The following is a 21,079-nucleotide window of genomic DNA, read 5'->3' as shown; positions in this document are numbered from 1 at the left end:
GTTTTCAGACCTTCTTGCGCCTGGCGAGCACCGCCACCAGGATGATCAAGCCCTTTAGAAGCTGCTGGTAATAGGAATCGACGTTGAAGAGGTTGAGCACGTTGTCGACGACGGCGAGTGCCAGCACCCCGCCGAGCACGCCGATCGCAGTGCCACCCCCTCCGCCCAGCAACCCGCCGCCGATCACCACCGCAGCGATGGCGTCGAGTTCGTAGCCGACGCCGACGCTCGGCTGGGCGATGCCGAGTCGCGAGGCAAGCAGCACGCCGGCGATCGCCGCGAATAGCCCGCAGGCGACATAAGCGAAGATCAGGTGCTTGTTGACGTCGACGCCGGCGAGCCGCACGGCCTCCTTGTTGACGCCCAGCGCGAAAGCGGCACGGCCGGAGACGGTGTGGTTCAGGTAGAACCAGACGGCCGGCACGGCGAGCGCGAAGATGATGAAGTTAGCCGGGACCGGGCCGACGAACGCGCCGCCGATCAGGCTGCGGAACATCTCGTCGACCGGGTAACGCGGCGTGTCGGCATAGACATAGGTTAGCCCGCGCAGGCTGCCCATCGTCGCCAGCGTGACGATAAAGGGCTGCAGGTTGAAGCGCGCGGTCAGCCACCCGTTGAGGAAGCCGACAGCCGCACCCATCGCCAATGCGACCGCGATCGCCGCGGAGAAATGCATCTGCTCCTGCAGGCCGGTGGCCAGAAGCCCGGCTAGCGCCAGAACCGAGCCAACCGACAGATCGATGCCGCCTGTGCGGATCACCATCAGCATGCCGAGGCTCAGAAATCCGTTGGTGACGATCTGGCGCGAGATGTTGACGATGTTGCGCTGGGTCAGGAAAGCATCGGAGGCTATCGCCGCGAAGATGACAAGCAGCAGGATCGCAGCCGCGAACAGCAGATCGGCGCGGCTAAAGCGCTGGAGTATGGCAGACTGCGCATGGGGAGTCGCTGTCACAGTCTCGGTCAATGCAGTTGCTCCGGACGTGCATCCTGGGAGGCCAGGCCGGCCGCATGTGCGAATACGGTTTCCGGCCGGAACGCTTCACGGACGAATTCGGCGACGATACGGCCGTCACGCACGACAAGTAGACGATCGGCCATGCCAAGCACCTCCGGCATTTCCGAGGAAATCAGCAGCACCGCGACACCGCTGTCGGCGAGGTCGCGGATCATCTGGTAAATCTCGACCTTGGTGGCGATGTCGATGCCGCGGGTCGGCTCGTCGAAGATGAAGAGCTGGATGTTCTCGACCAGCAGCCATTTTGCCAGAACGACCTTCTGCTGGTTGCCGCCTGAAAGCTGGCGCACCGGTTGCGCCGGATCGGCAAGCCGGATCGACAGTTCACGGATCTTCGTGCCCACAAGCTGGCGGCGTTTGGCGCCGTCGATGACGCCGTTTGGCGCGTACCGCGGAAAGCTGGCCAAACCGGCGTTGTCGATGACGCTGGCGTCGAGCGCTAGGCCGTCGCCCTGGCGATCTTCGGTCAGCATGGCGACATGCGCATGTACCGCATGGAACGGTGTCGCGAAATCGGCGGCGACGCCGTTCAGCCGGACCGTGCCGCCGTCGGCGGGCCTTGCGCCGAAGATCGCCTTGGCGATCTCGGTGCGGCCGCTGCCGACAAGGCCGAACATGCCGACAATCTCGCCGGCCCTGACGCTGAAACTGACATCTTCGAAGACGTCGCCAAGCGCAAGGTTTTCCACCTCGAGCACCGGCTTGCCGGCCTCGCCCTTGCGGTCCGGGAAGATCGCCGAAAGCGGACGGCCGACCATTGCGTGGATCAGGCGACCTTGGTCGAGCTCGGCGGCGGGGCCTGCAAGCACGCTACGCCCGTCCTTCAGCACCACGATCTCGTCTGCGATGGCGTAGATCTCCTCCAGCCGGTGCGAGATGTACAGCACCGTGGTGCCGGAGGCGGCGAGGCTGCGCACCTTGTCGAACAGCTTTGTGGCTTCGGCGGCCGAGATCACCGCCGTCGGCTCGTCGAGGATCAAGATTTGAGGTTCGGCGACCAGCGCCTTGGCGATCTCGACGATCTGCTGGCGGGCGACGCTGAGCGAGCTGACAAGCGCTGCCGGATCGATCTCAGGGAAACCGAAATCGGCGAGCACACGCGCTGCGATGCGGTTCGCTTGCGGCCAGTCGACCACGAACGGAAGCGCGCGCGTCGGCATGCTGCCCAGCAGCATGTTCTCTGCGACGCTGAGATGCGGCAGGAGGCTCAGTTCCTGGTAGACGGTGCAGATGCCGAGCGCCATCGCGTCGGATGGTCCGCCGATCGCGACCGCCTTGCCATCGAGCAGAATTTCGCCACTGTCGAGACGCGTCGCGCCGGACAGCACTTTCATCAGCGTCGACTTGCCGGCGCCGTTCTCTCCGCAGAGCGCCAACACCCTGCCCGCTGCGACCTCGAACGAGATGTCGCGCACGGCCGGATTGCCGTCGTAGCTCTTGGCGATATGGCTGACCGCGAGACGGGGCATCAGACGACCGCTCCGAACACTTCGTGCAGCAGCAGAGTCTTTTCCTTGCTCATCTCGTGCAGCGTGTCGTGGATGCCTTCGCGGCCGTTGCCGCTGCCCTTGTTGCCGCCGAAGGGCAAGGTTTCGACCCGCACCGCCGTCGTGTGGTTGACGACTACAGTGCCGACGTCGAGCGCTTGATAGGCGCGCATCACCTTGCGCAGATCATGCGTAAAGATCGCCGCCTGCAAACCGAACGGGCTGTCGTTGGCCAGCGCCAGCGCATCCTCGAACCGCTCATAGGGAATGAGCGGCAGGACAGGCCCGAAGGTCTCGTCGGCGAAGACCGGCGTGCCCGGCGTGAGCCCGGTGAGGATGGTCGGCTCGAAAAAGTTGTCGCGGCGCTTGCCGCCGGTAACGATTGCCGCGCCATCGGCGACGGCCTGGCGCACCTGCGCCTCGACTCGTTCTGCGCCGCGCCGGTTGATCAACGGACCGACATCGGTCGCAGGGTCTATGGGATCACCAACTTTGAGCTTTCTCGCCCGGTCAGAAACCGCCTCGAGCAGCTTCTGATAGATCGGCTTCTCGACCAGGACGCGCTTCACCGCGCAGCATATCTGGCCGTTGCCGGAGGTGAAGCGTCCGCCAATCAGCGCGTCGGCGGTGGCTTCGACAACGGCGTCACCGCAGACGATCGTCGCGTCGTTGCCGCCGAGCTCCAGATGCACCTTCTTCAGGGTCTGCGCGGCGACTTCGAGGATGCGTTTGCCGGCTGCGATCGAGCCGGTCATGGCGATCATCTGAACGCCTTCGGCCCTGACCAGCGCCTCGCCTACCTCGCGCCCACCGGTCAGCAGCTGATGCGCGCCGCGCGGCAGGCCAGTGTCCTCCAGGTAGCGGCTGATCTCGATGACGGCGAGCGGGCAGTCTTCCGGCGTCTTGGTGATGACGGCGTTGCCCGCCGCAAGGCCGCCGGCGACCTTGTGGCTCCAGAGTTCCACCGGATAGTTGAACGGCACGATCGCCGCGACGACGCCGAGCGGTTCGCGCGTTGTGATCGCCAGCGACTTCTCGCGGCCGGGTATGGAGTTCAGCGGCACCGAGCGGCCGAAGATACGCTTCGCCTCTTCCGCATAACTGCGGAAGATGCGCGCGGCGACGCCGACCTCGCTGGTCGTCTCGCCGATGCGCTTGCCGTTCTCCCGACAGAGCAGCTTTCCAAGTTCGGTCTGGTTTTCCTCGATGCGCCGGGCGACGGCCTCAAGAATTTCGTAGCGCCGCCACGCGGGCATCGCCGCCATAGCGACTTTGCCGTGCTGTGCAGCGGAGACGGCGCGCGCGACATCGGCAGTGGTCGCGCGCGGCACGGTGTCGATCTGGTCGTTGGTCGCGGGATTGAGCACCGAGTCGACCGACCCGTCGGATGCGCCCGTCCAGCCGCCGTCGATCAGCATGTCCATGAGAATCCTCCCGTCGATGCGCAGCCGCGCCGCGTATCGTTATGGAGGCAGGCGTAGTTCAGAAATAGAAGTGCGTCAACGATATTTGAACTTGCCGGTAGAATTTCGGATAGATATACGAATATTGAACAATCGGGCCCTGCCAAATGCGCGAACTCGACACTAACATTAGCGCCACCGCGCTCAAGGCGCTGAACGTACTCGATTTCGTCGGCGAGCAACGCCGGCCGGTCACCGTCGCAGAGGTCGCGTCCGGAATCGGCGCCGACCGGGCCACGGCCTACCGCATGCTGATGACGCTGGTTCAGTCCGGCTATGTGCAGAAGGCCGCCGACGCCAAGCACTACAGACTGACTTTCAAGGTGCTGTCTCTCGCCCGCCATCTGGTCGGCGAGGATGAGCGCGCCGGCCGCATCCTCGGCTGCCTGCGCGCCATCTCCGAAGAAACCGGCGAGACGGTGCACTACTCGGTGCTGGAACGCGACGCGGCCGTACTTGTATATCGCGCCAAGGGCACGCAACGGGTTGCCGTCGATTTCCAGATCGGCGACCGTTCGCCACTGCATTGCAGCTCGATCGGCAAGGTGCTGCTCGCCTTCCGGGATGTGCGCGCCACCGAGGCGGTCATCGCCGCCGGGCTGACCAAGGTCGCGCCCAACACCATCACCGATCCGGACGAATTGCGCCGTTCGCTCGCCCGCATTCGTGCCGAGGGCTGCGCCTTCGACGATCTCGAATTCGCGCCCGACATGCGCTGTGTAGCGTTGCCCGTCTTCGAGAATGGCGGCGAGGTGCCGGGCGGCATCGCCATCTCCGGCCCCGCCAGCCGCTTTGATCTCGATAAGCTGGAGGCGCTCCGCGATATAGCCATGCGACACACGACTAAGCTTTCGCACGAACTCGGCGGGCTGATATAGTGGATGAATATCCATCGCGCAGGACGGGCCATCGCATGCTGACCTTCGCCGGGTGGTTGCCACTTAGAACGACAAGGTAGCCATTCTTGACAAGTTGGTTGGGCGCAACGCTTCGGGTGTTGTCGGGATATCGTATCGCCTTGGTCATGGAATATCCTGAAGGGTGGTTTTGGAGCCATTCTTTGAGCTTGGGCGGCTCAACGATCGCGAGCGGCTTTTCCAGTCGTGCGAGGAAGGTGAACTCGCCCTGGTAGCGCTGCCGGTGCTGTAGAGCGCAGGGCCAAGCCACGCCAGAACGATCGCACCAGCAATGAACGCCTGCACACTGCCGATCACAATGGTTTTGCGGCGGCACTGCGTCTAGGATTGCCGGCCCTGCCTGCAACTAACTCCGGTCGGCAAGATCCCCGTGGCAAAGCGCGCAGCTCAGCCTGCAAACCCACCCTTGCCGTGCTGGATGGCGTGAATAGTCGGCTCGCGTCTGGCCGAGTTACTGGCGGACGACGTGATCAGCATTCTCGAAAGGGACGCAGGAAATGTAGGCGATCCTGTTGGTGGCAGATCCTGTTGCATCTGCTTCACCGCAGTCGCGCAAGTTTCCTTGCCGCTCCCAACGCTCTCTTGCGTGCTGCTGTCGCAAAAGGCGCAAGCGACAGCAACGACAGCAATTTCGGACAAGCAGGAACAGCTTTGATCGTGCCAGATGCTGCGAGCAAAGCCGGCCGGCTTCAACCCATACGCGAAAGCCGTATCTCTGGAGAAAGTATCATGGATACATTGCCCGGCCGTCGCCTAGCGCTCATGACGATGGTAGTCGGTGTTACCGTCGGTGCGGCCGGCCTTGCCGCGCTGCGTTCTGGGATGGCGACCGCGACCGGGGCATCCCTGCTGCCGCTCGGGGCAACATCTCTGGAAGAACTCTCCGCTCGCCTGAGCAAGACACCGCGGCGCCGGTTTCCACTACGCAAATTCCGGCTGACGGCATTCACAAGCGGCAACGGCGCCGATCGAGGAGTTCAAAGCAATTACCAAATACCTCTGGGCAAAGGGGTATTATGACCACGGAAGGGATGTTCATTGTCCGAAAAGGTCACCGCCCAAGAAGGCATCCCAGTACTCGGTCTTGCGGCTCTGGGCATCGTTTTCGGTGATATCGGAACCAGCCCGCTTTATACGTTCAAGACCGTCCTTGCCCTGACAGGTGGCAAGCCCGACGTCCTGGGGTCGGTTTCCTTGATCCTTTGGACACTCATCATCATTACCACCGTCAAATACGTCAATTTCGCTATGCGCGTCGACAACGATGGTGAAGGCGGCATCCTGGCTTTGATGTCGTTGCTCGGCCTGAAGAAGCAGAACCGCCCTGTCATCGTCGGAGCAGGCCTGTTTGGCGCAGCGCTGATCTACGGTGACGGTGCGATCACGCCAGCCATTTCGGTTCTCTCGGCGCTTGAAGGCGTTGAACAGGTAATGCCCAGTCTAACGCCATGGGTGATTTGTGGCGCGGTTGCCATCTTGGTCGCCTTGTTCGCCCTTCAGCCGTTGGGGACAACTCGGATTGGCAAGAGCTTTGGGTCGGTCATGCTGATCTGGTTTTGTGTGATGGCCGCCATGGGTATCTACGGCATCTTGCAATATCCAGGCGTTCTCGTCGCAATCAATCCCTGCTACGGGCTGAAGTATCTCGCTTCAGGTGGATTGGCGGGCTTCCTCGTTCTTGGCGGCGTGTTTCTTTGCGTCACAGGTGCCGAAGCGCTTTACGCCGATATGGGCCATTTTGGTCCCGCGCCGATCCGGCTCGCCTGGAACTTCGTGGTTTTTCCAAGCCTCATCCTCAACTATATCGGCCAAGCCGCCATTGTTTTGAATGGCTCGCCAACAGAGGGCAGTATTTTCTATCGTCTCTGCCCGCCAGTGCTGCTGGCGCCTCTGATTGTCCTGGCAACCGTCGCAACGATCATTGCCAGCCAATCGATCATCACTGGTGCCTTTTCCATGACACGCCAGGCGATTCAGCTCGGGTGGATGCCGCGCTTCAACATCAGGCAGACATCGGCTGAAGGTTTTGGCCAGATCTATGTCGGCGCTGTGAATTGGTTGCTGATGATTACCACCGTGGCCCTTACCATAGGCTTCGGCAAATCCGACAATCTCGCCGCTGCCTATGGCATTGCCGTGTCGATGACAATGCTGATGACCTCCGTTTTGTTGTTCATCGCCATGCGCGAGATCTGGCAGTGGACCATCGTCACCGCTAGCGCCGTCGCTGGACTGTTTTTGATCGTCGACAGCGCATTTTTTGCAGCCAATATGACAAAGTTTTTCCAGGGCGGTTATGTACCACTTGCGATGGCGATAGCGGTCTATGCAATCATGTGGATTTGGCACCGCGGTACGAAAGCCATGCACAACAGCGTCCAGAAAACGCTGATTCCGACCGACAGATTCCTCACGGAACTACAATCCGGCACGGTGGCGCGCGTGCCTGGTACGGCGGTATTCTTGACGCTTTCGGACAAAGGTGTGCCACCCGTCATGGTCTGGCATGTGGGACTTAATCGCGCCCTGCAAGAACGCGTCTTCGTACTGCGCTGGTCTATTCTACCCGTGCCACGGGTTGCAGAAGCAGATCGCTTCACTATCGCGCAGAAAATTCCCAATTTTTGGATTGTCGAAGCCAGGTATGGTTTTATGGAAATGCCGGATGTTCCAAAGCTTCTTGCATCCTGCATGACGGCGGACCGCGCAATCGATCTGACCGACGTCACCTACTACGTCGGCCGCACGAGCATTGTACCCCGCGAGGATGGCCAAGGCCTGCCATCATGGCAAAGGGAGCCATTCGCCGCCATGAGTCGTAATTCAGCGCAGATGAGCGATTATCTGAAAGTGCCCAACGACCGGCTTGTCGAAATTGGTCGGCAAATTCCAGTTTGACCGTGCCTACGTGGGATCCCGCAGTCAAGGAACACAGGATGCCTGATGCACAGTCTGACACCGATACTCTCGACCATCATCGCCGCCTTTCTGGCTTCTTTCGTCGAGGTCGTCGAAGCCTTCACCATCGTGCTCGCGGTGGGGGTGACGCGCAGCTGGCGGCCGGCCCTCATTGGCGCGGCGCTGGCGCTGGTGCTGCTGGCCGCACTTGTGCTGGCATTCGGACCGCTGCTGGCGCTGGTTCCAATTACCATTTTGCAATTCGTCGTCGGTGTGCTGCTGATCCTGTTCGGCATGCGCTGGCTGCGCAAGGCCATTCTGCGCGCCGTCGGCGTCCTTGCGCTGCATGACGAGGAGGCGGCCTTTTCCAGGGAAACCACCGCCCTGCACCAGCAGGCCAACGACCGCCGGGCCGACTATCTGGCGGGAGTGGCGTCGTTCAAGGCGGTGCTGCTCGAAGGTGTCGAGGTGGTGTTCATCGTCATTGCGGTGGGTGCTGCCCATGGGCAGACGCTTTACGCCAGCCTGGGCGCCCTGGCGGCGTTCATCCTGGTGATGCTGATCGGTCTGGCGGTGCACCGGCCACTGGCGCGCGTGCCGGAAAATGCGCTCAAATTCGTGGTCGGGCTGATGCTGACCAGCTTCGGCATCTTCTGGACCGGCGAGGGCATCGGTGCCGACTGGCCGGGCGCCGATCTGGCTCTGCTGGCCATCTTCGCTGTCGTCTCGCTTGCGTCCTTTGCCTTCATCCGCTGGCTGCGCAGCACCGCACCCACCGGAGGGTTTGCCCGATGAACGTTGCCAGGCTGGCCATCAAGGAAGTCGTCGGCATGTTCGTCGACGACGGCAATCTGGCATCGCTAACGCTGATCCTGACTGCGGCGGTGACATTGGCGGTAAAGTTTCTTGCCATACCGCCATTGCTTGGTGGCATCCTGCTGCTGGTCGGCTGCCTCGCTATCTTAGCCCACAGCGTCCGCCGCGCGACGCGCGGACGCTAGACCATGACCCCGAAGTCCGCGTAAACGAGAGGTGGAACCCGGTCAGGCTCTCATCAATAGAGGGTGAACAATGTCGGCAGAATGCCGCTGGCCCTGAAGTACTCGATCACTTCGATCGCCGGGAAGACGGCGAGGAAATAGAGCCCGTCATAGAATGTCCGCTTCAACGCATGGGTTGAGAACTGCCATTCGGCCTGGTCGCGAAACAGAAACGGGTTCGGCCAAAACCGTGGCGTCCGCTCTGCATGGGCACCATAGGCGATGCCGAATTTCCCCAGGAGATAGTCGGCTTCCTTGCGCGCAGTCACCCGAAAAACGATGTAGCTGGCCAAGCCCAATGCGACGGCCGCCAACACGGATCCGAACATCAATCCGATGCCCACCGCGCCGATCGTGGAGAAGAAATATAGCGGGTTCTGGGTCATCGAAAATGGCCCCACGGAAATCAGCTCGTCGTTCTTCTTGCCACCGACGTAGAGAATGCTCCACAGGCGCCCGCCGACGCAGATCAGGATGAGGATGAAACCGAGCTGTTCAATGAGCTCGTGTCCTTCCGATCCCTCGGTCAAGAGGGGCTTTCCAAAGAGCAGCAGGGCTATGGCCACGACTGCGACGATCCGAACGACGATCAGGCGTTTGCGCTGGTCGAACGCCTTTAGTGCTGGGTTGGGAAAAACATTGGCCATTAGCGTTTTCCCTCACTCCGGCAAGCCTGTGAATTCGGCAGGGACGTTGTTGCCCATTGCAAGCCACAATCCTTTCTGCCGATTCATGGCGAGTTCATGACGAGGCGTTCGTCGGGATTTTGTCGCCTCCGCGCCCATTCTTACGGATTTGCCCATTCTTACAAAGATGTAAGACACCGGACAGATGCCGGTGAAATCGCATCCCTACCGTCCTGATGCCGGTCGGAGCTTGATCGAGCTGCCGGCAGACCGGCGCCAAACAGGGAAAACATCACATGAACAGACTGGTTTTCGCCCTCGCGCTCGGTGCGGTTGCATCGCCAACCCGATTTCATCTGCGTCCGCCGCCACGGCGCCCTGCGAAGATACGCTCAAGAGCCTGCGCGCAGCAGAGGCCGCGGCGAAACTCAGTGATGCGGATAAGACAGAGGTTTCCGAGCTGGAGACCAAGGGCATCGAGCGCTGCAACGCCGACGACGACTTTTTCGCTCAGGCCATGAAGGTCATGGGCAAGTAAGTCCGCCCCTCAATGACAGGATACCGCGATGCTCTCGCCAACCATCCAACGTGCCGCACCTGCTCTCAACAGGGTTCCCCCAGCCCTCAACAGGGTGCCTGATGTCACCGTCGATTTCTGGCTAATCAAGCTAATGGCGGTGACCATGGGCGAAACGGCGGCCGACTATCTCGCCGTCAATCTCGGCCTCGGCTTGACGGCCACGTCGCTGATCATGACCGGCATCCTGATCGTCGTCCTCATCCTGCAGTTCGCGCGGAAACGCTACGTGCCGTGGGCGTATTGGCTGGCGGTCGTGCTAATCAGCGTGGTCGGCACGCTGATTAGCGACAATCTCGTCGACAATTTCGGTGTGCGGCTGCAAACGACGACGATCGCGTTCAGCGTTGCGCTCGCCGCGACATTCGCGGTCTGGTACGCCAGCGAAAGAACCCTGTCGATCCACACCATCTTCACGACGAAGCGTGAGATCTTCTACTGGCTGGCCATCCTCTTCACCTTCTCGCTGGGAACCGCGGCAGGGGATCTGGCCGCTGAAACCTTCGACATGGGTTACCTGACCACCGGCCTGTTGTTTGGCGGCGTGATCGCGCTCATCGCCTTTGCCTACTATGTGCTCAAGCTGGACGGCATCCTCGCCTTCTGGCTCGCCTACATCCTGACCCGGCCGCTTGGCGCCTCGTTCGGCGACCTTCTCTCGCAACCGGCCGAATATGGCGGGCTGGGCTTTGGCACCACCTTGACCAGCACGATCTTCCTGGGCTGCATCGTCGCTCTTGTCCTCTACATGACCCTGAAGAAGAACGCCGGCGGGGTCGACGAAGTCCACTTGAGTGGCCGCACGCAATGAGAACGCGCCAAAACTCCAACCGCCCCCTGCCTTGGCGTTGCCATTGGTGGCGATTGCACTCCCCTCATGGACATAAGAAATGAATTCCGAGAAATCCGGTTATAGCGGTCTCCAGATTGGCCTGCATTGGACGATAGCCGTGCTTGTCCTGTTCCAGCTCCTGTTCGGGGAAAGCATGACGACTTATGTCGATGCGGCGGCGGACGTGCGCCAACTGTCGTCCTACGAGCAGACTATGGAATCCGCCCACTACTGGGTCGGCTTGTCGATCCTGTTGCTGGTCTTCGTGCGTCCGGCCGTCCGGCTCTTCGTCGGCGCGCCCAAGGCCCAATCGACAATGCCGAAATGGATGGCTTTCGCCTCACGCACAACGCATGTGCTCTTCTATTGCCTTCTTGTCGCCGTCCCCGTTTCCGGGCTTCTGGCCTTCTATGTCTGGGGCTGGATGGGCGATATTCATGGCTGGGCAAAGCCGGTGTTCATCGTCCTGATCTGCGTTCATGCCGGTGCCGCACTCTTCCATCATTTTGTTCTGAAGGACGCCGTGCTGCGCAAGATGCTCATCCCCGCGCGAGATCCGGCCAGATGAATTCGGACCATATGCAAAGGCATCAAGCCGTGACGGAAAGGCAGCCAATGACAAGTTCGCGGCGAGTTTCGATCAAAGCTTGGGTGGTGGCTCTGGTTTGCGTGCTTGCTTTTGCCGGTTGCGCCCTGGCCGGCGTCTCACCTGAGCAACAATTTCACGCGATCGTTGCCAGTGAGGTCTATCGATCGGCTCAGCCGTCGGCAGACGAGATCAGGGCCTACCGCAACAAGTACCACATTGCCACGATCATCAATTTGCGCTGCGAAACGCCCGGTCAGCCATGGTACGACGCGGAGGTTGCTGGGGTTTCTCGGCTCGTGATTCCGTACATTCTAGGAACAGATCGCCGCCGGTGGTAGCGTGCTATGATAAAGTCTCGGCAACAGACCGGAACAACGATGCGACTTCTGCTTGTTGAGGACGACCGACGGACGGCCGACTATGTCGTCAAGGGATTGACCGAGGCCGGGCATGTTTGCGATCTGCTGCGCGATGGGCATGACGGGCTTTTCGCGGCGACACGCGGCGCCTATGACGTGATCGTTGCGGATCGAATGATCCCCGGCCTGGACGGCCTGTCGATGATCAAGGCGGTCCGCGCCGCCGGGGTGCGGACACCGGCGATCTTCTTGACCTCGGTCGGCGGCGTCGACGACCGGGTCGAAGGCCTTGAGGCCGGCGGCGACGACTATCTCGTCAAGCCATTCGCCTTTTCCGAGTTGCTCGCCCGCATCAACGCCCTTGGCCGCCGGCCTGCTGCACAGGAGCAGAAGACCACTTTGCGGGTCTCCGATCTCGAAATGGATCTGATCATGCGCCGTGTTACGCGGCAGGGCCAGGCGATCGACCTCCAGCCGCGGGAATTCAGCCTCCTCGAAGTCCTGATGCGCGGCGAAGGGCGCGTCATCACCCGAACCATGCTGCTTGAACGCGTCTGGGACTTCCATTTCGATCCCAAGACCAGCGTGGTCGAGACCCATATTAGCCGGCTGCGGGCCAAGATCGACAAGCCGTTCGAAACCCAGCTTATCCACACTGTCCGCAACACTGGCTACAGTTTGCATGCGCCGCTTTAGACCGCGTTTCAACCTGCTTCGCAGCACGCCTTTCCGACTCGCATTGACCTTCGCCTTCCTGTTCGTGCTTGCCTTTGTCCTGTCGGGCGCCATTGCCTATCAGCTGATGAGCGCCGATCTTGCCGAGCGGCTCGATGAATCCGTCAGGGACACTTTTTCGGTCGTGGCGGCGACGTACGCCGAACACGATCTGGAGGACCTGGTTGCCGCGGTCGACAGCCATTCCAAGCTCAGCACGAAAAAAGAGCAGCTGTTCTCGCTGACCGGTCCGGCTGGCGATCATCTGGCCGGAAACGTCACTGCGGCAGGCCTTCCCGACGGCTTTTCGATGTTCAATGCCGCACTGCCGGGTGTACCTGCCGATACCATGTATCGGGCCTATTCCGGTTCGGTTGGGGGAAACAATCTTACGGTTGCGTTCAGCCTGTCCGAAACCGAGGAACTGGAAACCATCATCCTGATGAGCTTCGGTTGGGCAACCTTCATTATTGCTGGCTTGGCGGTAACCGGCGGCGCCTTGCTCGCCTCCCGCGTCCAGCGTCGCCTCGACGGAATCGCCGCTACGATGGTCGACGTCTCCCATGGGCGGCTTGACGCCCGCATTCCCCTCATTGGCAACGGGGACGATATCGATGAGGTCTCTGCCCAGGTGAATGCCGCGCTCGATCGGCTGTCGGCGCTTGTCGAAGGCATGAAACAGGTTAGTTCCAACATTGCACATGATTTGAAGACGCCGCTGAACCGCCTGCAGATGATTTTGGAGGGCGCCGCCGACAAGATCGCATCAGGCCAGGACGTTTCCGATGAACTGGCGGAAGCGCGCGCCGAGGGACTTCAAATCAACGAGACGTTCGATGCCCTTCTGCGCATCGCCCAGATCGAGGCCGGAGCACGGAAGGCGCGCTTCATCGATCTGGACGTCAATGGCGTTGTCAAAACCATTGCCGAAATCTATGCGAGCGTCGCCGAAGATGACGGAATGTCGCTCTCGGCAAAGATCTTTCAGGGCGCGGAATGCCAAATCCATGGCGATTGGGAACTGCTGACGCAGATGTTCGCCAACCTGGTGGAAAATGCCCTGCGGCATTGTCCGCCGGGCACCGCCATCGACTTGTCGGTGACCCGGCAGGGCAACCGCATCGTTGCCGAAGTCGGCGATAATGGCCCAGGGATTCCAGCCGAGGAGCGCGAGAAGGTATTTCAACGGCTGTATCGGCTGGACAACAGCCGCTCGACGCCCGGGAGCGGTCTTGGTCTTAGCCTTGTCCATGCGATCGCCGATCTGCACGGGGCATCCATTGCGCTGGGAGACCGCCACCCCGGCCTGGCGGTGATCGTCAAATTCCCTACCAGCATGCGTTCCTAAAGTACTCCGGTGATCAAACGGTCAAGCCGGGTGTTTTCCCGATGGTCATGCGGGAGTCTCGATCCATCAAGCCAACTTATGAATGGCCAGCATTAGCACCAGCACTGCTCCTTCCTATGGGATTTCGTAATCATCGATAGAAAGATAGCGCGATCAGTCGCGGCAGCAATGTAGTCGATCAACCAGACGCCTAGTTGGAGGTGGCAGCGGCATTCCCGCGCGGCGTCGGCGTCACACCAAGGTATGAGCCTTCCAGACCAACACTTTATCCCCTCCTACGCACGTACGATCCCCGCCTACCCACGTACGATGGAGTGGTTCGTCACCGGGGAACTACACTGACATCAAAAGAGGAGCCGGTCGCCCGATAACGGGCGGAGGAGCGAAAATCTGACGGTGCGAAACCATGTTGACGAAGTCGCTCCTGACAAACACTGACCCGTTCGCGCTCTTCGAAACTCCTGGCAACGTGTTCAAGGGCAGGACATCAACACCACACGGCCGCTTGCCGAACACGGCATTGCGTGCGCTCAGCGCGAAGAGCGAGTGGCTGTCTCCCGATCAAGGACCGAGCTCCCTCGCCCGCGGCGTTGGCGGCAGAGGCGCGCATGTTGTGGTCAGGACCGAAACACTGCCCAGGATTTCCATCGGCCGCAAGCATACCGGTACCCCCCACCCGGACGCGCGTCTGGACGAACTCCTCGACATCGTGCAGCAACAGACGCTCCGATATTTCTGGGATTTTGGCCATCCGACGAGCGGCCTCGCGAGAGAGCGGAGCAATGCGACACCGCATATCGTCACGACCGGTGGTTCCGGCTTCGGCATCATGGCGATACTTGCTGGCGTGGAGCGCGGATGGATCGACCGGCAAGCTGCTCTGGATCGCCTGACTACAATGGTATGCTTTCTCTGCGAGGCCGAGCGCCACCACGGTGCCTTTCCTCACTGGATGGATGGCGACAGCGGCCGAACCATACCGTTCAGTCACCACGACGACGGTGGCGACATTGTTGAGACAGCATATTTGATGGTGGGGCTTCTTTCAGCGCGGCAATATTTCCGAGGCACGGAAGCCAAGGAGTGTTTCTTGCGCAGTCTTATCAATGCACTGTGGCAGGATGTCGAATGGGACTGGTTCGCCCGCGGCTCCGACTCGCTCTTTTGGCATTGGAGCCCGGTGCACGGATGGGCGATGGAACACCCGATCAACGGCTGGAACGAGTGCCTGATCACATTCGTCCTCGCGGCGGCGGCGCCACGGTATCCAATCGCGCCGAGTGTCTATCACTGCGGCTGGACGGCAGGCCAAGCCTTCGCCAACGGCCGAAGCTTCGATGGCGTCACGCTCCCCCTCGGACCCGATCACGGAGGGCCCCTTTTCTTTGGGCACTATTCGTTCCTGGGCCTCGATCCAAGGCGGCTTCGGGACTGCTACGCCGACTATTGGCAGCAGAACGTCGCCTTTACGCGCATCAACCAGGCGCACTGCATCCGCAATCCCGAGAAATTCGACGGTTATAGCGCCGAGTGTTGGGGTCTGACCGCGAGCGATAGTATCCACGGCTACGTCGCGCACGCTCCCGATCGGGACTGCGGCGTGATCGCTCCGACCGGTGCCCTCGGCTGCTTTCCCTACGCCCCGGCGGAGAGCAAACGGGCGCTACGCCACTTCGCTTCGCGAGGCGACCGGCTCTGGGGGGAATATGGCTTCAGGGACGCATTCAGTCCGGCAATGGATTGGTACGCGGACTCCTACCTCGCCATTGATCAGGGCCCGATCGTAGCCATGATCGAGAACTACCGGAGCGGGCTCCTGTGGCGCCTGTTCATGAGCTGTCCGGAGACCCGGGCCGGGCTCGCGAGGCTCGGCTTTTCTCAGAGGGCGAACGCCGCTGCAATGTCATGAGAAGATGACGAAGGGCGAGCTGAGACAATTATTCCGACGACGCACAGCTGCGCGCTCTGGCATCCTGTAGCTCGTCGCGATCGATCGCCTCGGTCTCGCTCGGGGTCAGCTCTGCATCTGCATGATCTGATCCATGGGCATCATGTTGTGGTTCATATGTGCCATAATCCAGAGCGAACCGACGATGACCAGCAGAACGATCAACACACCAAAGGCAAGCGCCAGGACGTTGTTGACGTTGTCGGGGCCGGTCGTGATGTGGAGGAAAAAGACGAGGTGAACGCCCATCTGGGCGATCGCGAGGACGGCCAGTGCGACAGGAATGCTCGGTTCCCAAACCAGCGTGGTGCGCGAGATGAAGAAGGACACCAGGGTAAGCAGCGTTGCCAGCCCTAGCCCGATCAGATAAGTCCCGACATCTTCGGCAGCCTCGTATCCGTCGAGGCTCTCGTCGCCCGGGGCGGTGTCCGCGTAATGCGAGTGTTTATCCTGTTCGGTGTGGCTCATTGCGCGACTCCCATCAAATACACCATTGTGAACAACCCAACCCAAATAATATCAAGAGCGTGCCAGAACAGGCTGAAGCAAAGCAGGCGCCGGAGAATGTCGGCCCGGTAGCCCTTGGCGAACACTTGCGCCATCATCGTAAGCAGCCATAGCAAGCCGATGGTCACATGCAGGCCATGGCAGCCGACCAATGTGAAAAAGGCCGATAGGAACGCGCTTCGCGTTGGGCCTGCCCCGAGCGCAATCATGCCGGTGAACTCGCGTATCTCGATGCCGACGAATGTAGCCCCCAGTATGAAGGTTGCTGCCATCGCGCCATAGAACCAGAATCCGTTGTGCGTCCGGGCGCCGATGCTTGCGAGGCCGCAGGTGAAGCTCGACAGGAGAAGACAGGTCGTCTCGATGCCGACATTGCCCAGGTTGAACAGCGACTGCCCGCTCGGCCCGCCGGCCGTCGCGTCGACCAGCACCGCGTAGGCCGCGAAGAAGGCGGAGAACATGACGATGTCGCTCAGCAGGAAAATCCAGAAGCCGTAGCCTGCGATGATGCGCTTCGACGCTAGCGCACCGGCCGCATGCCTCGCTATGTGACCTTGGGCGCGCTCAAGACGGTTCGAGACCTCCTGGCCGACGGCCGCGTCGAACGCGCTCATGACACCGCCCCCGATAGGGCGAACTCGCCGCGCGCGGTTCGGTTGTCCCGATCGATGCGTGCGACCGCGTCAGCCGGAATCACGTACTCGACTTCGTCCCGCCAGGCGAAGATAACAAAGGTTGCGAACGCGCCCAATGCGGCCAGGGCCACTATCCACCAGATATGCCAGATCAGTGCGAAGCCCATGAAGGTGGCGAAGAAGGCGCAGGTGAAACCCGTTGGACTATTCCTCGGTATCTCGATGTCCGCATAGGAGGGTTCCTCGCCCAACCTGGCCTGCTGGCGCGTGCGCTGCTTGATGCCCCAGTAAGCCTCGTCGCCCTCGACGCTCGGGAGCACCGCGAAATTGAAGGCTGGTGGCGGAGAAGGTGTCGCCCATTCGAGGGAGCGTCCATTCCAGGGATCGCCGGTCTCGTCGCGAAGTTCCTCACGCCGGCGAATGCTGACGACGAGTTGCGCGATCTGCAAGATTATTCCGACCAGGATGATGGCCGCGCCGCCAGCCGCGATCAGCAGCCAGGGACGCCATTCGGGGACGTCGTAGTGCTGCATTCGACGCGTCATACCCATGAGGCCTACGACATAGAGCGGCATGAAGGCGACGTAGAATCCGACGATCCAGCACCAGAACGACGCTCTGCCGAGCCCATCGTGCAGCCGGAAGCCGAAGGCTTTCGGAAACCAATAAGTGTAGCCGGCGAACGCGCCGAAGAGCACGCCTCCAATGATGACGTTGTGGAAATGGGCCACAAGGAAAAGGCTGTTGTGGAGAACGAAGTCCGCCGGTGGCACCGCCATCAGGACACCGGTCATCCCGCCGATGACAAATGTGACCATGAAGCCGATCGACCACAACATCGGTGGGGAATAGACGACCCGGCCACCATACATCGTGAAAAGCCAGTTGAAGACCTTCACGCCTGTGGGCACCGCGATGATCATTGAAGCGATGCCGAAAATGGCGTTGACGTCGGCACCGGCGCCCATGGTGAAGAAGTGGTGCAACCACACAGTGAAGGAAAGCACGCAGATTGCCATCGTCGCCATGACCATCGACCGGTAACCGAACAGCGGCTTGCCGGAAAAGGTCGAGATGACTTCCGAAAATATGCCGAAGGCGGGCAGGATCAGGATGTAAACTTCAGGATGTCCCCACGCCCAGATCAGGTTCATGAACATCATCAGGTTGCCGCCAGCTTCGTTAGTGAAGAAGTGGAAGCCTAGGTAGCGATCCAGCAGCAGCATCGCCAAAGTCGCCGTAAGGATGGGAAATGCCGCGACGATCAGCAGGTTGGAGGCGAGCGTCGTCCAGCAGAACATCGGCATCCGCATCAAGGTCATGCCGGGTGCACGAATCTTCAGGACCGTCGTGACGAAATTGACGCCGGTCAGCAAGGTCCCCACACCCGAGATCTGCAGAGACCAAAGATAATAGTCGACGCCGACACCGGGCGAGTAGGTCAGCTCTGACAGCGGGGGATAGGGCAGCCACCCGGTGCGCGCGAACTCGCCCACGACGAGGGAAATGTTGACGAGCAACGCGCCAGTGGCGGTGAGCCAAAAGCTGACCGAATTGAGAGTCGGAAACGCCACATCACGGATCCCAAGCTGCAGCGGCATGACGAAGTTCATCAGCCCGATCACGAAGGGCATGGCAACGAAGAAGATCATCAGCGTGCCGTGGGCCGAGAAAATCTGGTCGTAGTGTTCGGGTGGCAGATAGCCCTCGGACTGGAACGCCAGAGCCTGTTGCGACCGCATCATGATTGCATCGGCAAAACCGCGCAGCAGCATCACCATCGCAAGCAGAATGTACATGATCCCGATCCGCTTGTGGTCGACACTGGTGATCCATTCGCGCCAAAGATACGGAAGCCAACCCTTCAGCGTCACCCACGCGAGGACGCAGATAATCGCCACACCCACGAGAGCGGCCGTAAACAGCGGGATCGGCTGGTCGAAGGGAATGGCAGCCCAGCTGAGTTTGCCTAACATGCTAATGCTCCGTCCGTGGGGATACGCTCGGGTCGGGCCGGCCGGTCTGCGGGCCAGGTCCAGGCGGCAGTTGCTGTGTGACGATCTGCTGGAAGAGGTCAGGATCGGCCGCACGGAAGGTGAAAGGAGTGGTGTTCACGCTTTGCCTGGCCAAGGCAGCGTAGCTCTCGGCGTCGAGGCTGGGGCCCGAGTTGCGCGTGGCATCGATCCAGGCGGCGAACCGCTCCGCCGGCACCGCCTGCACGTCGAAATGCATGTCCGAGAAACCATCGCCACTATAGTGGCTTGAAAGGCCGCGGAAAGTGCCTGGAGCATCCGCGCGCAGATTCAACTGCGTTGTCATGCCGTTCATCGTGTAGATCATGCTGCCGAGCCGCGGTACGAAGAACGCATTCATCACGCTTGCGGACGTCAACGAGAAATGAATGGGTGTGCCGGCGGGAACCACAAGCTGGTTGACGCTCGCGACGCGCTGATCCGGGTAAATGAAGAGCCATTTCCAATCCAGCGCCACCGCCTGGACCTCCAGCGGTGGCGTGTTGGACGCCAACGGTTTCGCCGGATCGAGCTCGTGGGATCCGATCCAGGCCACACCGCCGAGGAGCATGATCACAAGGAGGGGAATGGACCAGACGATAAGCTCGATACGGCCCGAATACTCCCAATCCGGCAGATAGGTCGCTCTCGTGTTGGAGGCTCGAAACCACCATGCAAAGGCGAAGGTAGCGGCGATTGTCGGCACGACGATGGCCAGCATGATGGCCAGCGAATCTATCAGGATCGTCTTTTCGGCAATCCCGACGACCCCTTTCGGATCGAGCACGGCCGGTTGACATGCCGTCAGGATGATTGGTGCCACGAAAACGGCACAGCGCGCCGCCTTGGCGCTCGCAGACCGATGACAAGGCCCGTCTGGCAGTCCGTCTGGTCTGGTGGACATCGCCGCACTCCTCACCCTTGCGAACACCCTGCAGGTGCTGCGGGCTCATCAATGTAGCGACGCTACTTGTGGAGAGGAGCAAACGCTTTGTCGGGTTTGCGGTGATTGGTGCCGGTTTGCGCTGGAGCATGGCTATCGAAACCGAAGGCTGCCGTAAGCAACAAGTTGGATACTCACTCGGAAGGGATCCGCGGGCAACAAAGGGGTGGCGCGGTATGGAGATCGAACGCAACCAATCCGATCCCTGTCGCTATGCTGGGAGCGAACCAGTCCAGGGCCGCTGTCGCCATCCGAGCGATCTCGACCGCCGTCTCGCCCGTGCTCTTCATGCTTCGAGAACCTCTTTGAGAAAAGCGATAGGCTGCCCAACCGAGACATGTCGGTTGATTGATTTCGCCATGTTTCTCAGTCGAAGATCGGCTTGCCCATGATGTTGTTGGGAAAGATATTGCCGAGGTAGAAGTGGATCTGGGCACGCACGCCAAGACCCTCGCCCGAGCGCGAGTTGACCGGCACGATCCCCTCCAGCCCGAACTGGAATTGCTCTCCCACCCAGATGACGCCCGGATTGATGGTCCCTGTGGTAAATCCCGCGTCCGGCCCGTCGAGCGGCGTCGTCAGTGCGACTTCCACCAACGGAACCCACCCCGTGGGATAGCGGTGACCAGCCGACGTATAGTTGTCCTTGAGCATGGTATATTCCACCGCGAAGCTCCAATTCAGGACGTCCGGGATGGTCGCGCCGGTGGCCGTCGTCTTTTCCGTCGGCAGGGCGACGCCGAGGTTGGCAGTGATGTTGACCGGCTGGAGCCACGCCACCGAATCCGGCAAGTCGCCAAGGCCTTTGCCCATGTAAATGATCGGCGTCAGCGTGGAATACGAGGAGGCGATCTCGGACGATCCGGTGCCGCCCAACGCCGCCGTACCGCCGACCGTGAAGGTGAACTGGTGTTCGGGATTGGTATAGAGGGCATATTGGGTGCCGATCACCAAATTCTCGAAGCGCGCACGCGTGTCTCCGTTCGCAGCATCAATTACGCGCAAGGTCTCCGTGAAAAACACCGACCAGTCCTTGGTAATGAGCTTGCTGTAGGTGAAGGGGAAGTCGTACTCGCGCGTGTCCGGTTGCCAGGGTCGAGGGAAAGAAGCGGTCACCGACATAGGCGGCCGACGCTTCCGAACATGGCGCAACCACGAGTACTAAG

Annotated in this window: 21 protein-coding genes; 12 read left to right on the top strand and 9 right to left on the bottom strand. The window is 60.8% G+C overall.

Annotated features, from left to right (window positions below):
* Positions 1 to 4: 4 nt before the first annotated feature.
* From NMG80_RS25630 to NMG80_RS25620, 3 genes are read right to left on the bottom strand one after another with little or no spacing between them, the layout of a single operon-like run.
* On the bottom strand, positions 5 to 967 hold the full coding sequence (locus NMG80_RS25630) for an ABC transporter permease (protein WP_254020688.1): 963 nt from the start codon (positions 965 to 967) through the stop codon (positions 5 to 7).
* A complete protein-coding gene (locus NMG80_RS25625) occupies positions 964 to 2,487 on the bottom strand; it encodes a sugar ABC transporter ATP-binding protein (RefSeq protein WP_254020687.1) in 1,524 nt (507 codons plus the stop codon). Before NMG80_RS25625 ends, NMG80_RS25630 begins: the two co-directional genes overlap by 4 nt.
* The gene (locus tag NMG80_RS25620) at positions 2,487 to 3,929 is read right to left on the bottom strand and encodes an aldehyde dehydrogenase family protein (protein WP_254020686.1); all 1,443 of its coding nucleotides are present in this window, start codon (positions 3,927 to 3,929) and stop codon (positions 2,487 to 2,489) included. The genes NMG80_RS25625 and NMG80_RS25620 overlap by 1 nt, the downstream gene beginning before the upstream one ends.
* Positions 3,930 to 4,075: 146 nt before the next feature.
* Here NMG80_RS25620 and NMG80_RS25615 point away from each other — a divergent pair, with 146 nt between their 5' ends.
* From NMG80_RS25615 to NMG80_RS25595, 5 genes are all read left to right on the top strand, one after another.
* A complete protein-coding gene (locus NMG80_RS25615; RefSeq protein WP_254020685.1) occupies positions 4,076 to 4,846 on the top strand; it encodes an IclR family transcriptional regulator in 771 nt (256 codons plus the stop codon).
* 567 nt (positions 4,847 to 5,413) lie between these two features.
* Complete coding sequence (locus NMG80_RS25610; RefSeq protein ID WP_254020684.1) at positions 5,414 to 5,905, top strand: hypothetical protein; 492 nt, start codon at positions 5,414 to 5,416, stop codon at positions 5,903 to 5,905.
* A gap of 18 nt (positions 5,906 to 5,923) precedes the next feature.
* Positions 5,924 to 7,783, top strand: a complete 1,860-nt coding sequence (locus NMG80_RS25605; protein WP_254020683.1) for a potassium transporter Kup — start codon at positions 5,924 to 5,926, stop codon at positions 7,781 to 7,783.
* A gap of 45 nt (positions 7,784 to 7,828) precedes the next feature.
* Positions 7,829 to 8,578, top strand: coding sequence for a COG4280 domain-containing protein (locus NMG80_RS25600; protein ID WP_254020682.1), 750 nt, complete (start codon positions 7,829 to 7,831; stop codon positions 8,576 to 8,578).
* The gene (locus tag NMG80_RS25595) at positions 8,575 to 8,784 is read left to right on the top strand and encodes a hypothetical protein (protein ID WP_254020681.1); all 210 of its coding nucleotides are present in this window, start codon (positions 8,575 to 8,577) and stop codon (positions 8,782 to 8,784) included. The genes NMG80_RS25600 and NMG80_RS25595 overlap by 4 nt, the downstream gene beginning before the upstream one ends.
* A gap of 53 nt (positions 8,785 to 8,837) precedes the next feature.
* Here NMG80_RS25595 and NMG80_RS25590 read toward each other — a convergent pair whose 3' ends face one another.
* Entirely contained in the window at positions 8,838 to 9,470 is a 633-nt protein-coding gene (locus tag NMG80_RS25590; protein WP_254020680.1) for a methyltransferase family protein, read from the bottom strand.
* Positions 9,471 to 9,654: 184 nt separating this feature from the next.
* Here NMG80_RS25590 and NMG80_RS37440 point away from each other — a divergent pair, with 184 nt between their 5' ends.
* The 7 genes from NMG80_RS37440 to NMG80_RS25555 all read left to right on the top strand — a co-directional run bounded on the left by NMG80_RS37440 (position 9,655) and on the right by NMG80_RS25555 (position 15,777).
* Positions 9,655 to 9,987 (top strand): hypothetical protein, encoded by a 333-nt coding sequence (locus NMG80_RS37440; RefSeq protein ID WP_367186008.1) that lies wholly within the window; start codon positions 9,655 to 9,657, stop codon positions 9,985 to 9,987.
* Positions 9,988 to 10,015: 28 nt separating this feature from the next.
* Positions 10,016 to 10,837: a COG4705 family protein gene (locus NMG80_RS25580; RefSeq protein WP_254020679.1), complete on the top strand. Its 822-nt coding sequence runs from the start codon at positions 10,016 to 10,018 to the stop codon at positions 10,835 to 10,837.
* A gap of 79 nt (positions 10,838 to 10,916) precedes the next feature.
* Positions 10,917 to 11,426, top strand: coding sequence for a cytochrome b (locus tag NMG80_RS25575; protein WP_254020678.1), 510 nt, complete (start codon positions 10,917 to 10,919; stop codon positions 11,424 to 11,426).
* 47 nt (positions 11,427 to 11,473) lie between these two features.
* Positions 11,474 to 11,785, top strand: a complete 312-nt coding sequence (locus NMG80_RS25570) for a protein-tyrosine phosphatase family protein (protein WP_254020677.1) — start codon at positions 11,474 to 11,476, stop codon at positions 11,783 to 11,785.
* Between the two features lie 39 nt (positions 11,786 to 11,824).
* The gene (locus NMG80_RS25565) at positions 11,825 to 12,502 is read left to right on the top strand and encodes a winged helix-turn-helix domain-containing protein (protein WP_254020676.1); all 678 of its coding nucleotides are present in this window, start codon (positions 11,825 to 11,827) and stop codon (positions 12,500 to 12,502) included.
* Positions 12,489 to 13,868 carry a sensor histidine kinase gene (locus NMG80_RS25560; RefSeq protein WP_254020675.1) on the top strand — a complete coding sequence of 460 codons (1,380 nt, stop codon included), beginning with the start codon at positions 12,489 to 12,491 and terminating at the stop codon, positions 13,866 to 13,868. The genes NMG80_RS25565 and NMG80_RS25560 overlap by 14 nt, the downstream gene beginning before the upstream one ends.
* Positions 13,869 to 14,274: 406 nt before the next feature.
* A complete protein-coding gene (locus tag NMG80_RS25555; protein WP_254020674.1) occupies positions 14,275 to 15,777 on the top strand; it encodes a glucoamylase family protein in 1,503 nt (500 codons plus the stop codon).
* Between the two features lie 105 nt (positions 15,778 to 15,882).
* Here NMG80_RS25555 and cyoD read toward each other — a convergent pair whose 3' ends face one another.
* The 5 genes from cyoD to NMG80_RS25530 all read right to left on the bottom strand — a co-directional run bounded on the left by cyoD (position 15,883) and on the right by NMG80_RS25530 (position 21,035).
* Entirely contained in the window at positions 15,883 to 16,284 is a 402-nt protein-coding gene (cyoD, locus tag NMG80_RS25550) for a cytochrome o ubiquinol oxidase subunit IV (RefSeq protein WP_254020673.1), read from the bottom strand.
* The gene (locus tag NMG80_RS25545) at positions 16,281 to 16,937 is read right to left on the bottom strand and encodes a cytochrome (ubi)quinol oxidase subunit III (RefSeq protein WP_254020672.1); all 657 of its coding nucleotides are present in this window, start codon (positions 16,935 to 16,937) and stop codon (positions 16,281 to 16,283) included. Before NMG80_RS25545 ends, cyoD begins: the two co-directional genes overlap by 4 nt.
* Positions 16,934 to 18,934 (bottom strand): cytochrome o ubiquinol oxidase subunit I, encoded by a 2,001-nt coding sequence (cyoB, locus tag NMG80_RS25540; protein ID WP_254020727.1) that lies wholly within the window; start codon positions 18,932 to 18,934, stop codon positions 16,934 to 16,936. The genes NMG80_RS25545 and cyoB overlap by 4 nt, the downstream gene beginning before the upstream one ends.
* 1 nt (position 18,935) lies before the next feature.
* Complete coding sequence (cyoA, locus tag NMG80_RS25535; RefSeq protein ID WP_301943389.1) at positions 18,936 to 19,874, bottom strand: ubiquinol oxidase subunit II; 939 nt, start codon at positions 19,872 to 19,874, stop codon at positions 18,936 to 18,938.
* Between the two features lie 405 nt (positions 19,875 to 20,279).
* A complete protein-coding gene (locus NMG80_RS25530; protein ID WP_254020671.1) occupies positions 20,280 to 21,035 on the bottom strand; it encodes a hypothetical protein in 756 nt (251 codons plus the stop codon).
* Between the last annotated feature and the right edge of the window lie 44 nt (positions 21,036 to 21,079).

This window comes from Mesorhizobium escarrei (assembly GCF_935825525.1).
GTDB lineage: Bacteria > Pseudomonadota > Alphaproteobacteria > Rhizobiales > Rhizobiaceae > Mesorhizobium > Mesorhizobium escarrei.
This window is presented reverse-complemented; position numbering and strand designations above follow the sequence as displayed.

Excerpts from the sequence above, each read along its gene's own strand:
- NMG80_RS25570 (WP_254020677.1), top strand. The coding sequence starts at position 11,474 with ATGACAAGTTCGCGGCGAGTTTCGATCAAAGCTTGGGTGGTGGCTCTG.
- NMG80_RS25560 (WP_254020675.1), top strand. The coding sequence starts at position 12,489 with ATGCGCCGCTTTAGACCGCGTTTCAACCTGCTTCGCAGCACGCCTTTC.
- cyoA (WP_301943389.1), bottom strand. The coding sequence starts at position 19,874 with ATGTCCACCAGACCAGACGGACTGCCAGACGGGCCTTGTCATCGGTCT.
- NMG80_RS25620 (WP_254020686.1), bottom strand. The coding sequence starts at position 3,929 with ATGGACATGCTGATCGACGGCGGCTGGACGGGCGCATCCGACGGGTCG.
- NMG80_RS25565 (WP_254020676.1), top strand. The coding sequence starts at position 11,825 with ATGCGACTTCTGCTTGTTGAGGACGACCGACGGACGGCCGACTATGTC.
- NMG80_RS25580 (WP_254020679.1), top strand. The coding sequence starts at position 10,016 with ATGCTCTCGCCAACCATCCAACGTGCCGCACCTGCTCTCAACAGGGTT.
- NMG80_RS25575 (WP_254020678.1), top strand. The coding sequence starts at position 10,917 with ATGAATTCCGAGAAATCCGGTTATAGCGGTCTCCAGATTGGCCTGCAT.
- NMG80_RS25625 (WP_254020687.1), bottom strand. The coding sequence starts at position 2,487 with ATGCCCCGTCTCGCGGTCAGCCATATCGCCAAGAGCTACGACGGCAAT.
- NMG80_RS25545 (WP_254020672.1), bottom strand. The coding sequence starts at position 16,937 with ATGAGCGCGTTCGACGCGGCCGTCGGCCAGGAGGTCTCGAACCGTCTT.
- NMG80_RS25590 (WP_254020680.1), bottom strand. The coding sequence starts at position 9,470 with ATGGCCAATGTTTTTCCCAACCCAGCACTAAAGGCGTTCGACCAGCGC.
- NMG80_RS25555 (WP_254020674.1), top strand. The coding sequence starts at position 14,275 with ATGTTGACGAAGTCGCTCCTGACAAACACTGACCCGTTCGCGCTCTTC.
- cyoD (WP_254020673.1), bottom strand. The coding sequence starts at position 16,284 with ATGAGCCACACCGAACAGGATAAACACTCGCATTACGCGGACACCGCC.
- NMG80_RS37440 (WP_367186008.1), top strand. The coding sequence starts at position 9,655 with ATGCCGGTGAAATCGCATCCCTACCGTCCTGATGCCGGTCGGAGCTTG.
- NMG80_RS25530 (WP_254020671.1), bottom strand. The coding sequence starts at position 21,035 with ATGTCGGTGACCGCTTCTTTCCCTCGACCCTGGCAACCGGACACGCGC.
- NMG80_RS25595 (WP_254020681.1), top strand. The coding sequence starts at position 8,575 with ATGAACGTTGCCAGGCTGGCCATCAAGGAAGTCGTCGGCATGTTCGTC.
- NMG80_RS25615 (WP_254020685.1), top strand. The coding sequence starts at position 4,076 with ATGCGCGAACTCGACACTAACATTAGCGCCACCGCGCTCAAGGCGCTG.
- cyoB (WP_254020727.1), bottom strand. The coding sequence starts at position 18,934 with ATGTTAGGCAAACTCAGCTGGGCTGCCATTCCCTTCGACCAGCCGATC.
- NMG80_RS25600 (WP_254020682.1), top strand. The coding sequence starts at position 7,829 with ATGCACAGTCTGACACCGATACTCTCGACCATCATCGCCGCCTTTCTG.